Source organism: Sphingomonas kyungheensis, assembly GCF_037120395.1.
In the GTDB taxonomy this organism is placed as follows: Bacteria; Pseudomonadota; Alphaproteobacteria; order Sphingomonadales; family Sphingomonadaceae; genus Sphingomonas; species Sphingomonas kyungheensis.
The window spans coordinates 353,100-366,315 of record NZ_JBBBDM010000002.1 but is presented as its reverse complement, the minus strand read 5'-3'; the positions used below and the strand labels follow the sequence as shown (position 1 = coordinate 366,315).

The following is a 13,216-nucleotide window of genomic DNA, read 5'->3' as shown; positions in this document are numbered from 1 at the left end:
CACGAACGACGAGCGAGGATGCACGGCATGGCGGCGCGCGGACACAGGCAATCGGCATTCCAGCGGACGATGCGGCGTGCCGCCTTGCCCGCGCTCGGGCTGACGATCATGGCGTTCTTCGGCGCCTATGCCGTGCTCGGCCCGAACGGCATCCTCGCTTATGGTGACTACAAGAAGCAGCTGATGCGACGCGAGAAGCAATATGCCGCGCTTGACCAGAAGCGCGCGGTGCTCAAGAACCGCGTCGCCCTGCTCGATCCCGACCATGCCAATCCCGACATGGTCGACGAGATGGTCCGGCGCGAGCTCAACGTCGCCCACCCGGATGAGGTGATCGTGCCCCTCAAGTGATGGTCCGCCTCGCTTCACCGGAGGCGGGGCGCCGGGCTATTCCGAAACGTGGCCGGGGCCGAGATCGCGCTCCGCGCCCTTGGTCCGTCCCTCGCCGCCGGTGACGGGATACCCGTCGCCGGTCGCGGCATCGCCGTCGAAATCCTCGCCGGGATTGCCACCACCCGCGCCCGAGCCGCTGCCGTGCACCTCGCCCGTCGCGGGATCGAAGCTCGCCCTGCGGCCATTGTCGGGCGGTATCGCCGGATCGTGCGATGGTGCCGGATCAGCGGGGCGCGCGGCGACGGTGCCGCTCGGCATCTTGGCGCCCAGCGCTTCCTCGCGGGCGATATGGTAATCCTGTCCGAAGCTGCCGTCCTGACGGTCGAACGGATTGCCGCTGGGGTCGCGTTCGGGATCGACCTTGGCGTCGCGGGGCGTATCGGACATGGGACCTCCTGCTGTCGTCCCGGGCCAACGCCCTGCAACCGCCGAATATCCCATCGCACTTTTTGCTACCGACCGGTATAAAAGCCGTTGACGGTACGGAATCCCGCTTCTATACCGACCAGTATAGAAGATGAGGGCGACGGAAAACGCCAGCATCGATCGGGTACCAGATGCCTTCCGCGACGCGGCGGCAAAAGGGGTGCAACAATTCGCGGTCACAGCTCTGCATCGCCATGGATGCGGACGTGGTGACGTGCGGATGCGAAAAGGGAGTGACGCCATGGCTTTTCTTGCTTTTGCCGAACCGGGCAATGCCGGTTACGCGCGGGTGAGCGCCCCTGTGCCGACGCCCGCCCCGTCCCTCACCCTTCCCGCCCCCGCTTCGATAGAGGAGCCGCGCCCCGTGCTGACGGAACTCGAACGCTCGGTGATCGGCATCGCGCGGCAGGACGGCCTGTCGACGTTGCGGCAGCCGGGCCGGCTGACGCGCTGGCTCGGGCTGGTGTTCGGCGTGCGGATCAGCCCGCAGCTCGCCGACCCCAAGCTGGAGGCGCTGCGCCGGATCGCGGTGCTGAGCTGGAAGCGCGGCTATGCGATCGCCTCGGCCGAGGTGAAGGCCTTCCTCGCCTCCGGCTATTCGCCCGCCTTCTACGAGCTGGTCGTCGACACGATCGCTGCGGCACGGCAGGCCGAGGCACGGCGCGGTCGCGCCTGACCCATCGTCCTGAGCGACCGGGGCCGGTTCTGTCGGAGTTGAGCGGCCGGCAGCGGCTGGTTTTCGGCCCGATCCCGGCTTCTGGACGCCGGATTCCGGCGCTTGGATTTGTCGGGCAAATTGACGCGGCGAGCGCCGCCCGATAGCATCCTCTCCATCGCGCGCTGGGACGCGTCAGGGGAGAGAGATGAAGGTTTCGAGGCTGCTGTTCTGTACCGCGCTCGCGGGTCTGGTATCGGGGGGCGCGATGGCGCAGCAGGCGGCGCCAGCCCCTGCCCTGCCGGATACGGTGTCGGTGCGCGGCGATCATCCCGGCGCGAAATATGACCGCCACCTCTTCGGCCAGTTCGCCGAACATCTCGGCACCGGCATCTATGGCGGGATCTGGGTCGGCCCGAACAGCAAGATCCCCAACGTCCGCGGCTATCGCACCGACGTGCTCGACGCGCTAAAGGCGATCAAGGTGCCGGTGGTGCGCTGGCCCGGCGGTTGCTTCGCCGACGAATATCATTGGCGGGAAGGGATCGGGCCGCGCAACAAGCGCCCGGTCAAGGTCAACACCAACTGGGGCGGCGTCACCGAGGACAATGCCGTCGGCACGCACGAGTTCATGGACTATAGCGAGCTGCTCGGCGCCGAGGCCTATGTCTCGGGCAACGTCGGCTCGGCGCCGCCGCGCGAGATGGCCGAGTGGGTCGAATATATGACCTCGCCGACCGGATCGACGCTTGCCAAGGAACGCGCCGCCAACGGGCGCAAGACGCCGTGGAAGCTGGCGATGTTCGGCATCGGCAACGAATTGTGGGGCTGCGGCGGCAATATGACGCCCGAATATGCCGCCGACGAGACGCGGCGCTATTCGACCTTCATCAAGGTGCCCGAAGGCGTCCAGATCATGAAGGTGGCGAGCGGCGCCAATTCCGAGGATTATAACTGGACCGAGGTGATGATGCAGAAGGCGGCGAGCGCCTTCTCCGGCATCGGCGTCCATTATTACACCGTGCCCGGCACCTGGGAGCAGAAAGGCGCCGCGACCGGCTTCGACGAGGAGGCCTGGGCTCGCACCCTGGTCAAGACGATGAAGATGGAGGAACTGCTCCAGAACCATTCGCGCATCATGGACAAATATGATCCCAAGAAGCGCGTCGCGCTGCTCGTCGACGAATGGGGGACGTGGTACGATCAGGAACCCGGCTCGCATCCCGGTTTCCTCTACCAGCAGAACAGCCTGCGCGACGCGGTGGTGGCGAGCCTCAACCTCGACATCTTCGCCCGCCATGCCGATCGCGTCCGCGGCGCCAATATCGCGCAGATGGTCAACGTGCTGCAGGCGATGCTGCTCACCGACGGCAATCGCATGGTCAAGACGCCGACCTATTGGGTGTTCGACCTGTACAAGGGCTATCAGGACGGCACGGTGCTGCCGGTCGAGGTCAGCTCGCACTGGTATCGCAATGGCGGGCATGAGCTGCGTGCGGTGAGTTCGAGCGCGGTGCGCGGCACCGACGGCGTCGTCCATGTCGCGCTGACCAACGTCGACCCCAATCAGGCGGCGAACGTCTCGGTGCAGCTCGCCGGGATCAGCGGCGGGACGGTGAGCGGGCGCATCCTGACGGGTACGACGATGGACGCGCACAACACGTTCGACGCCCCCGATACGATCAGGCCGGTCGCCTTCACCGGCGCGACGCTCGCCAACGGGACGTTGTCGGTCGCACTGCCGGCGAAGTCGGTGGTGATGCTCGACATCCGCTGACATGCGAAGGGCGGCACCCGATGGGTGCCGCCCCGATAAAAAAAGCTCGCCACGGCGCCGCGGCGGCGCCGACGCGGTCGATCAGATGAATTCGACCTTCGACACGACGTAATAGCGGTCCCCCGCCGGCACCGAGACCTCGATCTCGTCATCGACCCGGCGGCCGATCAGCGCGCGTCCAAGCGGCGAATTGTAGGAGATGCGGCCGGTCTTGGCATTCGCCTCGGTCTGGCCGACGATCTGGTATTTCACCGGCTTGTCGTCGTCGTCGAGCAAGGTCACCGTCGCGCCGAACACCACCTTGTCACCCGACAGGTCGCGCGGATCGATGATCTGCGCGCGGCTGAGCTTGTCCTCGATATCGGCGATCGACGCCTCGATCTGGCCCTGGCGTTCCTTGGCGGCGTGATATTCGGCGTTTTCGGACAGGTCGCCGTGCGCCCGCGCTTCCTCGATCGCATCGACGATCTGGGGACGTTCCGTTTTCAGACGCTTCAGGTCCGCGGTGAGCGTGTCATAGCCCTCCTGGAGCATCGGCATCTTTTCGACGGTCGCCATATCTACGTCCCCAATTCACTCATACCCCGCGGCGGACCACCGGCCCGCCCCGCACATCACGTCATTATGTCGGGATCAGTTGTGCGACTGCGAATAGTAGGATTGCAGAGGCCGTACTTCAAGAGAGGTGACCCCGATTGCCGCCGCCGCTTGCACGCTCGCCGGGGCGGTGGTGAAATAGGGGATCTTCTGCGCCAAGGCCGCCTGACGGATCGGTTTGGAGTCCTTGAGGCTCTGCCACCCTTCGGTGGTGTTGAAGATCAGCGTCACCTCGCCGTCCATGATCCGGTCGAGGATATGCGGCCGCCCCTGTGCGACCTTGTTGACCGTCTCGACCGGCAGGCCGACGCTGGCGAGATAGTCGGCGGTGCCGCCGGTCGCCAGCACCTTGAAGCCGTGCGAGAGCAGCGACTTCACCGCCGGGACGATATGCGGCTTGTCGCCGCTCTTGACGCTGACGAAGGCGGTGCCGCCGGTCGGCAGCACGGTGCCGGCGCCGAGCTGCGACTTGGCGAAGGCGGTGGTGAAATCGGGGTCGATCCCCATCACCTCACCGGTGCTCTTCATCTCGGGCGACAGCACCGGATCGATGCCGGGGAAGCGGTTGAACGGGAAGACGGCTTCCTTGACCGCATAATAATCGATGTGGCGATCGATCGGCGGCAGCTCGCGCAGCATTTCGCCGGCCATCACCCGGCTCGCGATCTTGGCGATCGGAACGCCGATCGCCTTGGCGACGAACGGCACCGTCCGCGACGCGCGCGGGTTGACCTCGATGAGATAGACCTCGCCGTCCTTGACCGCGAACTGGATGTTCATCAGCCCCTTGACCGACAGGGCCTGCGCCAGCGCCACCGTCTGCCGCTCGATCTCGGCGATCGTCTCGGGGTTGAGCGAATAGGGCGGGATCGAACAGGCGCTGTCGCCCGAATGAACTCCCGCCTCCTCGATATGCTGGAGCAGACCGGCGACGACCACCTCGTCGCCGTCGGAGATCGCATCGACGTCGACCTCGATCGCGTCGCGCAGATACTGGTCGATCAGCACCGGCGAGTCGCCCGACACCTGCACCGCGGTCTGGATATAATCGTCGAGCTGCTGGAGCGAATCGACGATCTCCATCGCCCGCCCGCCGAGCACGTAGCTCGGGCGCATCAACACCGGATAGCCGATCCGCTCGGCCGCCGCGACCGCCTCGTCGCGGCTGCGCGCGAGGCCGTTGGCCGGCTGCTTGAGGCGCAGCTTGTTGACCAAGGCGGCGAACCGCTCGCGATCCTCCGCCAGGTCGATCGCATCGGGGCTGGTGCCGAGGATCGGGATACCCGCCTTCTCCAGCGCCCGCGCGAGATTGAGCGGCGTCTGGCCGCCGAACTGGACGATGACGCCGACCAGTTCACCGCGGCTCTGCTCGACGTGGAGGATCTCCAGCACGTCCTCGGCGGTCAGCGGCTCGAAATAGAGCCGGTCGGACGTGTCGTAATCGGTGCTCACCGTCTCCGGATTGCAATTGATCATGATCGTCTCGTAGCCCGCGTCGGCGAGCGCGAAACAGGCGTGGCAGCAGCAATAATCGAACTCGATGCCCTGCCCGATCCGGTTGGGGCCGCCACCCAGGATCACCACCTTGCGGCGATCCGACGGCATGCTCTCGTCCTCGGGCTCGCCGAACGAGGGCGCCTCATAGGTCGAATACATATAGGGCGTGCGCGCATCGAATTCGGCGGCGCAGGTATCGATCCGCTTGAACACCGGGCGGACGCCGAGCTTGTGGCGCCGCTCGCGCACCTCCTCCTCGGTGACGCCGCCGGTCATCGCCTTGACCGCTTCGTGGATCAGGCCCGAACCGCGCGCAATCCCCCGCTCGTTGCCGCGCAGGTTCGCCGATTTGAGTGCGAGATAGGCGAGCCGCTTGTCGCTGAACCCCATCGCCTTGAGCCGGCGCATCCCGGCGGCGTCGATCGGCAGGCCGTCGGTCGTCACCTCCACCTCGGCGGCGACGATCTCGGCGAGCCGTTCGAGGAACCACGGATCGAACTTGGCGATGGCGTGGATCTCGGTGACGGTGAAGCCCTCGCGCAACGCCTGCGCCGCGACCAGCAACCGGTCGGGGGTGGCCACCGCCAGCGCCGCCTCGATCTCGGCGCGCGGCGCGCCGACCAGCCGGTCGACCTCGTTGAAACCGGACAGGCCGGTCTCCAGGCCGCGCAGCGCCTTCTGCATCGATTCATGGATGTTGCGGCCGATCGCCATCACCTCGCCGACCGACTTCATCGCGGTCGACAGCACCGCCTCGGCGCCCTTGAACTTCTCGAAGGCGAAGCGCGGGATCTTGGTGACGACATAGTCGATCGTCGGCTCGAACGACGCCGGCGTCGCGCCGGTGATGTCATTGTCGATCTCGTCGAGCGTATAGCCGACCGCGAGCTTGGCGGCGACCTTGGCGATCGGGAAGCCCGTCGCCTTCGACGCCAGCGCCGAGGAACGCGACACGCGCGGATTCATCTCGATGACGACGAGGCGGCCGTCCTTCGGATTGACCGCGAATTGAACGTTCGATCCGCCGGTCTCGACGCCGATCTCCCGGAGTACCGCGATCGATGCATTGCGCATGATCTGATATTCCTTGTCGGTCAGCGTCAGCGCGGGCGCGACGGTGATCGAATCGCCGGTGTGGACGCCCATCGGATCGACGTTCTCGATCGAGCAGATGATGATGCAATTGTCCTTGCGGTCGCGCACCACCTCCATCTCATATTCTTTCCAGCCGAGGAGCGATTCTTCGATCAGCACCTCGGTGGTCGGCGATGCGTCGAGCCCCTTGCGGACCATGTCGACGAATTCGGACCGGTTGTAGACGACGCCGCCGCCCGACCCGCCCATCGTGAAGCTCGGCCGGATGATCGCCGGCAGGCCGGTGACCTCGAGCCCGGCGAGCGCCTCCTCGACGGTATGCGCGATCGCCGAACGCGCGCTTTCCAGCCCGATCTTGGTCATCGCCTGCTTGAACTTGAGGCGGTCTTCCGCCTTGTCGATCGCCTCGGCATCGGCACCGATCATCTGGACGCCGAACTTGTCGAGCGTGCCGTCGTGGAACAGCGCCAGCGCGGTGTTGAGCGCGGTCTGCCCGCCCATCGTCGGCAGAACGGCGTCGGGCCGCTCCTTCTCGATGATCTTGGCGACGACGGCCGGCGTGATCGGCTCGACATAGGTCGCGTCGGCCAGCTCGGGATCGGTCATGATCGTCGCCGGGTTCGAATTGACCAGGACGATGCGATAGCCCTCTTCCTTCAGGGCCTTGATCGCCTGCGTGCCCGAATAATCGAATTCGCACGCCTGCCCGATGACGATCGGTCCGGCGCCGATCACGAGGATGGAGGAAATGTCGGTGCGTTTGGGCATGGGTCAGAATTCCGGAACGGGCATGACTGGGGCGGTCGGAGAGAGCGTCACCGCGGCGACAGCGATCCTACGAACCGCTCGAAGAGATACAGGCTGTCCTGCGGCCCCGGCGACGCCTCGGGGTGATATTGCACGCTGAACGCCGGCCGGTCGGTCAGCTCCAGTCCCGCATTCGATCCGTCGAACAGCGAGACGTGCGTCTCGCGGACGTTGGCGGGCAGCGAGTCCCGCTCGACCGCGAAGCCGTGGTTCATGCTGGTGATCTCGACGACGCCGTCGGCGAGCCGCTTGACCGGATGGTTGGCGCCGCGGTGGCCCTGGAACATCTTGGTCGTCGTCGCGCCGACCGCCAGGCCGAGCAACTGGTGGCCGAGGCAGATGCCGAACAGCGGCTTGCCGGTGTCGAGCAACTGGCGGATCACCGGCACCGCATAGGTCCCGGTCGCGGCGGGATCGCCGGGGCCGTTCGACAGGAAGATGCCGTCGGGGTCGAGCGCCATCACCTGCTCGAACGTCGCCTCGGCCGGCAGCACGCTGACCTTGGCACCGGCGCGGACGAGATTGCGGAAGATGTTGTGCTTGCTGCCATAGTCGATCGCGACGACGTGCGGACGCGCCCCCGCATCGCTGCCGCCATAGCCGAAGCCCAACCGCCAGACGCCGCCTTCGCGGCTCTCGCCCCAGGCGTAATGCGCCTCGGTCGACACCGTCTTGGCGAGATCCATCCCCTCGAGCCCCGGCCAGCCGCGCGCCATCTCGAGCAGCGCGGGCAGGTCAAAGTCGCCGCTCGCCGAATGGGCGACGACGCCGTTGGGGGCGCCGCCGGCGCGGATGCGGCGGGTCAGCGCGCGCGTGTCGATCCCGGCGAGGCCGATGCGCGTATGCCGCTTCATCCAGCCGTCGAGCCGCTCGACCGCGCGAAAGTTCGACGGCGCGGTCACGTCCTCGCGCACGATCATGCCGAGCGCATGCGGCGCATCCGCCTCGATATCGTCGGGGTTGGCGCCGACGTTGCCGATGTGCGGGAAGGTGAAGGTGATGATCTGCCCGGCGAAGGACGGATCGGTCATGATCTCCTGATAGCCCGTCATCGCGGTGTGGAAACACACCTCGCCGACCGCGGCCCCCTCCGCACCGAAGCCGCGGCCCCAGGCCACCTCACCGGTGGCGAGGACCAGAACACCCGTCGCGCCGTCAGGCTTCGCAGGCATGGCAATGGGCTTGGCGTCGGCCATGGCTTGGCGGGCACTCCTACAGATTTCGTCTATGTCGCTAAGAGGCGCCCGCTAGCCCCCCGCCCCCGTCAGGTCAACCGGTTCACGAAGGAGCGTTCCTCCGCTAGGTTCGTCCGCTTCACCGCCATCTTCGAGAGCTTCCCCATGATTCGCGACGACATCAAGGCCGCCCAGGTCACCGCCATGAAGGCGGGCGACAAGGAAACCCGCAGCGCGATCAGCCTGATCCAGGCCGCGATCAAGAACCGCGACATCGAGCTGCGCACCAGCGGCACCACGCCCGACGACGATGCCGTGGTGGTCGAGGTGCTGCAGAAGATGGTCAAGCAGCGCCGCGAATCGATCGCCATGTACGAAAGCGGCGGCCGTCAGGAGCTGGCCGAGGCGGAGAAGGCCGAGGTCGCGGTGATCGAACGCTTCCTGCCGGCGCAGATGAGCGAGGCGGACACCGTCGCCGCGATCGAGGCGATCAAGGCCGAGCTCGGCGCGAGCGGCATGAAGGACATGGGCAAGGTGATGGCGGAGCTGAAGGCGCGCCACGCCGCGAGCCTCGACATGAGCAAGGCGAGCGGGCTGGTGAAGGCGGCGCTGTCGTAAGGGGGCTTAGCTTCTATCCCTCCCCGCCTTTCGTCATCCTGGCGCAGGCCGCGATGACGAAGGGCGAAGGATGAAGAGTCCCCGATCGGCATATGCAGGCGGATGCCACGGGCGCCGGCCCGTCCGCCCATCAAAGCCTCCTTTTCCGATCAAACGCGCCCTTGCCGAATGGCGCCCCAGCGCGCATGGTAAAATCACGGCATGAGTCTTTCGCCGGCCTTTCTGGACGAACTGCGTGCCCGCACGTCGCTGTCCGCGCTGATCGGCAAGACGACCAAGCTGCAGAAGGCCGGGCGCGAGATGCGCGGCTGCTGCCCGTTCCATAACGAGAAGACGCCCAGCTTCTACGTCAACGACGACAAGGGCTTCTATCATTGCTTCGGCTGTTCGGCGCATGGCGATGCGATCCGCTGGATGACCGATCAGCGCGGCCTCCCCTTCATCGACGCGGTCAAGGAACTGGCGCAGGCCGCCGGCATGGAGATGCCGGCACAGGATCGCGCCTCTGCCGCCAAGGCGGAACGGGCGAAGGGCCTGCACGAGGCGATGGAGGATGCCGCCGCCTGGTTCAGCGAGCAGCTCCATGGCATCGCCGGCGCCGAGGCGCGCGCGGTGCTCGCCAGGCGCGGCATCTCGGCGGAAACCGCGCGGGCCTTCGGCATGGGCTTCTCGCCCGACAGCCGCGGCAAGCTGCGCGCCGCGCTCAAGGACTATGGCGACGCCGCGCTGATCGAATGCGGCCTGCTGATCCAGGTCGACGGCAAGGAGCCCTATGACCGGTTCCGCGGCCGACTGATGATCCCGATCCGCGACGCGCGCGGCCGGGTGATCGCCTTCGGCGGCCGCGTCATCGGCGAGGGCGAGCCCAAATATCTCAACTCGCCCGACACGCCGCTCTTCGACAAGGGGCGCACGCTCTACAATCTCGACCGCGCCGCGCCCGCCGCGCGCAAGTCGGCACGCATCCTCGTCGTCGAAGGCTATATGGACGTGATCGCGCTGGCGCAGGCGGGGATCGGCGATGCGGTGGCGCCGCTCGGCACCGCCTTGACCGAGGCGCAGCTCGAACGTCTGTGGCGGATCAGCGACGTGCCGATCCTCTGCCTCGACGGCGACAGCGCCGGACAGAAAGCGGCGCTGCGCGCGGCGCATCGCGCGATGCCGATGCTCGGCAACGGTCGCAGCCTCGCCTTCGTCACCCTGCCCGAGGGGCAGGACCCCGACGACCTCGTCCGCGGCGGTGGCCGGGCGGCGATGGAGGCGCTGCTCCAGCAGCCGCAGCCGCTGGTCGATCGCCTCTGGCAGAGCGAGGTCGCCGCGGGCGCGCTCGACACGCCCGAGCAGCGCGCCGGGCTCAAGCAGCGGCTGCACGAGCTCGCCGCGACGATCGCCGACGGATCGGTGCGCAAGGAATATGAAAGCGACTTCAAGAACCGCTTCTACGAACATTTCGCCCCGAAACGCCGCGCCTTCACCCCCGCCGCGCCGCGCGCGCAGGGCAAGCGCGGTGCCGACGGCCAGTGGAAGCCGCCGATCGCCCCGCCGACCGAGGATGCCAAGGCCTTCCACGCCGCCGGAATCGACCGCGTGCTCGCCAAGGCGATCCTCGCCGGGCTGATCCGCCACCCGGTCGAGATCGCGCGGCATATGGAGGTGCTCGGCAGCCTCAAGCTGATCGACGGCGCGCTCGGCCGGCTGTTCGAGGCGGTGGTCGACGTCGCGCTGGAGGATCAGGCGCTTGATAGCGCGCGCCTGCGCACCATATTGGCGAAGTCCGGTTTCGATGCGATCGCGAGCGATCTGCTGAGGGCCGATACGATGCCCTATTCGTTCACGCAGAGCGGCGGCGACCCCGCCCGCGCCCGTGCCGACCTCGACGAAGCGATCGCCATCATGGTGGCGCGCCCCGAAGTGGACATGGCGCTCGGTGAAGCGACCGCCTCGATGCAGGCGCACTTCACCGCCGAGGCGTTCGAACGGCAAGTGGCGTTGGTGAAAGAGAAACAGGGCTTGGAGCTTCGACTTGCAAATCTAGTGCAGTCGAACGAAGACGCCCGATCGTTTGGATCCGAGGGTAATTGATGGCGAAGGTTAACGGTAGCGGTGGCGATGAGGGTGCGGACGTGACCGACGCGCCGCTGATCGACCTCAATGACGCCGATATCAAGAAGCTGGTCGCCCGCGCCAAGAAGCGCGGCTACATCACTTACGACCAGCTCAACGAGGCGCTGCCCCAGGATCAGATGTCGTCCGATCAGCTCGAGGACATCATGTCCGCGCTGAACGAGATGGGCGTCAACATCGTCGAGAACGAGGAAGCCGGCGAGGACGGCGAGGACAAGGAGCCGGCCGAGGACGACGAGGCCGAGCCCGTCGAGGCCGATAGCGACGGCTCCGCCGCGCCCGCGCTCGAGACCAAGAAGAAAGAGACCGTCGATCGTACCGACGACCCGGTCCGCATGTACCTGCGCGAGATGGGCGCGGTCGAGCTGCTCAGCCGCGAGGGCGAGATCGCCATCGCCAAGCGGATCGAGGCGGGTCGCGACACGATGATCCTCGGCCTGTGCGAATCGCCGATCACCTTCAACGCGATCATCGACTGGTCGACGCAGCTCAACGAAGGCACGATGCAGCTGCGCGAGATCCTCGATCTCGATGCGATGCTGTCCAAGGGTCCGTCGGCCGAGCAGGTCGAGGGGGCCGAGGACGACGAATCCGGCGAGATCAGCGAGAAGACCGCCGGCGCCAGCTTCAAGGACGAGGAAGAGCCCGAGGAGCCGTCCGCGGACGACGATGACGAATCGGGTGAGCCGCGCGCGCCGCGTCCCTCGGACGACGAGGATGAGGACAACACGCTCAGCCTCGCGCAGATGGAGGAGACGCTCAAGCCGCAGGCGCTCGAGCGGTTCGCCAACATCACCGCGCTCTACAAGAAGTTCAGCAAGATCCAGCAGGCGCGGCTCGACGCGATGCAGGCGGGCGGCGAGCTGTCCGCGGCGGACGAGCGCAAATACCAGAAGCTGCGCGAGGAACTCACCGCCGAGGTGGAGAGCGTCCAGTTCCACAACGCCAAGATCGAATATCTCGTCGACCAGCTCTACGCGTTCAACCGCCGGTTGACCGCACTGGGCGGGCAGATGCTGCGCCTCGCCGAACGGCACAAGGTCAGCCGCAAGGACTTCCTCGACCGCTACGTCGGCCACGAGATGGACGACACCTGGCTGCAGACGGTCGGCAAGCTCGACAAGAAATGGGCGAACTTCGCCAATAACGAAGTCGACGCGGTTGACCGCATCCGCGGCGAGATCAGCGAGATCTCGCAGCAGACCGGCATGGCGCTCACCGAATTCCGCCGCATCGTCAACATGGTGCAGAAGGCGGAGCGCGAAGCGCGCATCGCCAAGAAGGAAATGGTCGAGGCGAACCTGCGCCTCGTCATCTCGATCGCCAAGAAATACACCAACCGCGGCCTGCAATTCCTGGATCTGATCCAGGAGGGCAATATCGGCCTGATGAAGGCGGTGGATAAGTTCGAATATCGCCGCGGCTACAAATTCTCGACCTATGCGACCTGGTGGATCCGGCAGGCGATCACCCGCTCGATCGCCGATCAGGCGCGCACCATCCGTATCCCGGTGCATATGATCGAGACGATCAACAAGCTGGTCCGCACCAGCCGCCAGTTCCTCCACGAACAGGGTCGCGAGCCCACGCCGGAGGAAATGGCGGAGCGCCTGAGCATGCCGCTCGAGAAGGTGCGCAAGGTGATGAAGATCGCCAAGGAGCCGATCAGCCTCGAGACGCCGATCGGCGACGAGGAGGATTCGCATCTCGGCGACTTCATCGAGGACAAGAATGCGGTGATCCCGGTCGACGCCGCGATCCAAGCCAACCTCAAGGAGACGGTGACGCGGGTGCTCGCCTCGCTGACCCCGCGCGAGGAGCGCGTGCTGCGCATGCGCTTCGGCATCGGCATGAACACCGATCATACGCTCGAAGAGGTCGGCCAGCAGTTCAGCGTGACGCGCGAGCGCATCCGCCAGATCGAGGCGAAGGCGCTGCGCAAGCTCAAGCATCCGAGTCGCAGCCGCAAGATGCGCTCCTTCCTCGACCAGTAAGCCGAAAGGGGCCGCCGGAGACGATCCGGCGGCCCCTTCGCTATCGGCTCGCGCGGGC

At 66.5% G+C, this 13,216-nt stretch carries 10 protein-coding genes; 6 read left to right on the top strand and 4 right to left on the bottom strand.

Annotation, left to right across the window (positions count from 1 at the left end):
- Positions 1 to 27 precede the first annotated feature (27 nt).
- Complete coding sequence (locus V8201_RS05825) at positions 28 to 351, top strand: FtsB family cell division protein (protein ID WP_051583136.1); 324 nt, start codon at positions 28 to 30, stop codon at positions 349 to 351.
- Positions 352 to 387: 36 nt separating this feature from the next.
- On the opposite strand, the gene V8201_RS05820 is transcribed toward V8201_RS05825, so the two are convergent.
- On the bottom strand, positions 388 to 780 hold the full coding sequence (locus tag V8201_RS05820; RefSeq protein ID WP_336544706.1) for a hypothetical protein: 393 nt from the start codon (positions 778 to 780) through the stop codon (positions 388 to 390).
- Positions 781 to 1,183: 403 nt separating this feature from the next.
- Between V8201_RS05820 and V8201_RS05815 the strand changes: the two genes are divergently transcribed.
- On the top strand, positions 1,184 to 1,495 hold the full coding sequence (locus V8201_RS05815) for a hypothetical protein (RefSeq protein ID WP_271300422.1): 312 nt from the start codon (positions 1,184 to 1,186) through the stop codon (positions 1,493 to 1,495).
- A 187-nt stretch (positions 1,496 to 1,682) separates the two neighbouring features.
- Positions 1,683 to 3,251 carry an alpha-N-arabinofuranosidase gene (locus V8201_RS05810; RefSeq protein WP_037530162.1) on the top strand — a complete coding sequence of 523 codons (1,569 nt, stop codon included), beginning with the start codon at positions 1,683 to 1,685 and terminating at the stop codon, positions 3,249 to 3,251.
- Between the two features lie 81 nt (positions 3,252 to 3,332).
- On the opposite strand, the gene greA is transcribed toward V8201_RS05810, so the two are convergent.
- The 3 genes from greA to carA all read right to left on the bottom strand — a co-directional run bounded on the left by greA (position 3,333) and on the right by carA (position 8,443).
- The gene (gene greA / locus V8201_RS05805) at positions 3,333 to 3,809 is read right to left on the bottom strand and encodes a transcription elongation factor GreA (protein WP_037530161.1); all 477 of its coding nucleotides are present in this window, start codon (positions 3,807 to 3,809) and stop codon (positions 3,333 to 3,335) included.
- Between the two features lie 75 nt (positions 3,810 to 3,884).
- On the bottom strand, positions 3,885 to 7,208 hold the full coding sequence (gene carB / locus V8201_RS05800; RefSeq protein WP_336544705.1) for a carbamoyl-phosphate synthase large subunit: 3,324 nt from the start codon (positions 7,206 to 7,208) through the stop codon (positions 3,885 to 3,887).
- Positions 7,209 to 7,255: 47 nt separating this feature from the next.
- A complete protein-coding gene (gene carA / locus V8201_RS05795; RefSeq protein ID WP_271300419.1) occupies positions 7,256 to 8,443 on the bottom strand; it encodes a glutamine-hydrolyzing carbamoyl-phosphate synthase small subunit in 1,188 nt (395 codons plus the stop codon).
- Between the two features lie 144 nt (positions 8,444 to 8,587).
- On the opposite strand from carA, the gene V8201_RS05790 reads away from it, so the two are divergent.
- The 3 genes from V8201_RS05790 (at position 8,588) to rpoD (ending at position 13,158) form a co-directional block, all read left to right on the top strand.
- Positions 8,588 to 9,040, top strand: a complete 453-nt coding sequence (locus V8201_RS05790; RefSeq protein ID WP_271300418.1) for a GatB/YqeY domain-containing protein — start codon at positions 8,588 to 8,590, stop codon at positions 9,038 to 9,040.
- 201 nt (positions 9,041 to 9,241) lie between these two features.
- Entirely contained in the window at positions 9,242 to 11,122 is a 1,881-nt protein-coding gene (gene dnaG, locus V8201_RS05785; protein WP_336544704.1) for a DNA primase, read from the top strand.
- Entirely contained in the window at positions 11,122 to 13,158 is a 2,037-nt protein-coding gene (gene rpoD / locus V8201_RS05780) for an RNA polymerase sigma factor RpoD (protein WP_336544703.1), read from the top strand. Before dnaG ends, rpoD begins: the two co-directional genes overlap by 1 nt.
- The last annotated feature ends 58 nt before the right edge of the window (positions 13,159 to 13,216 follow it).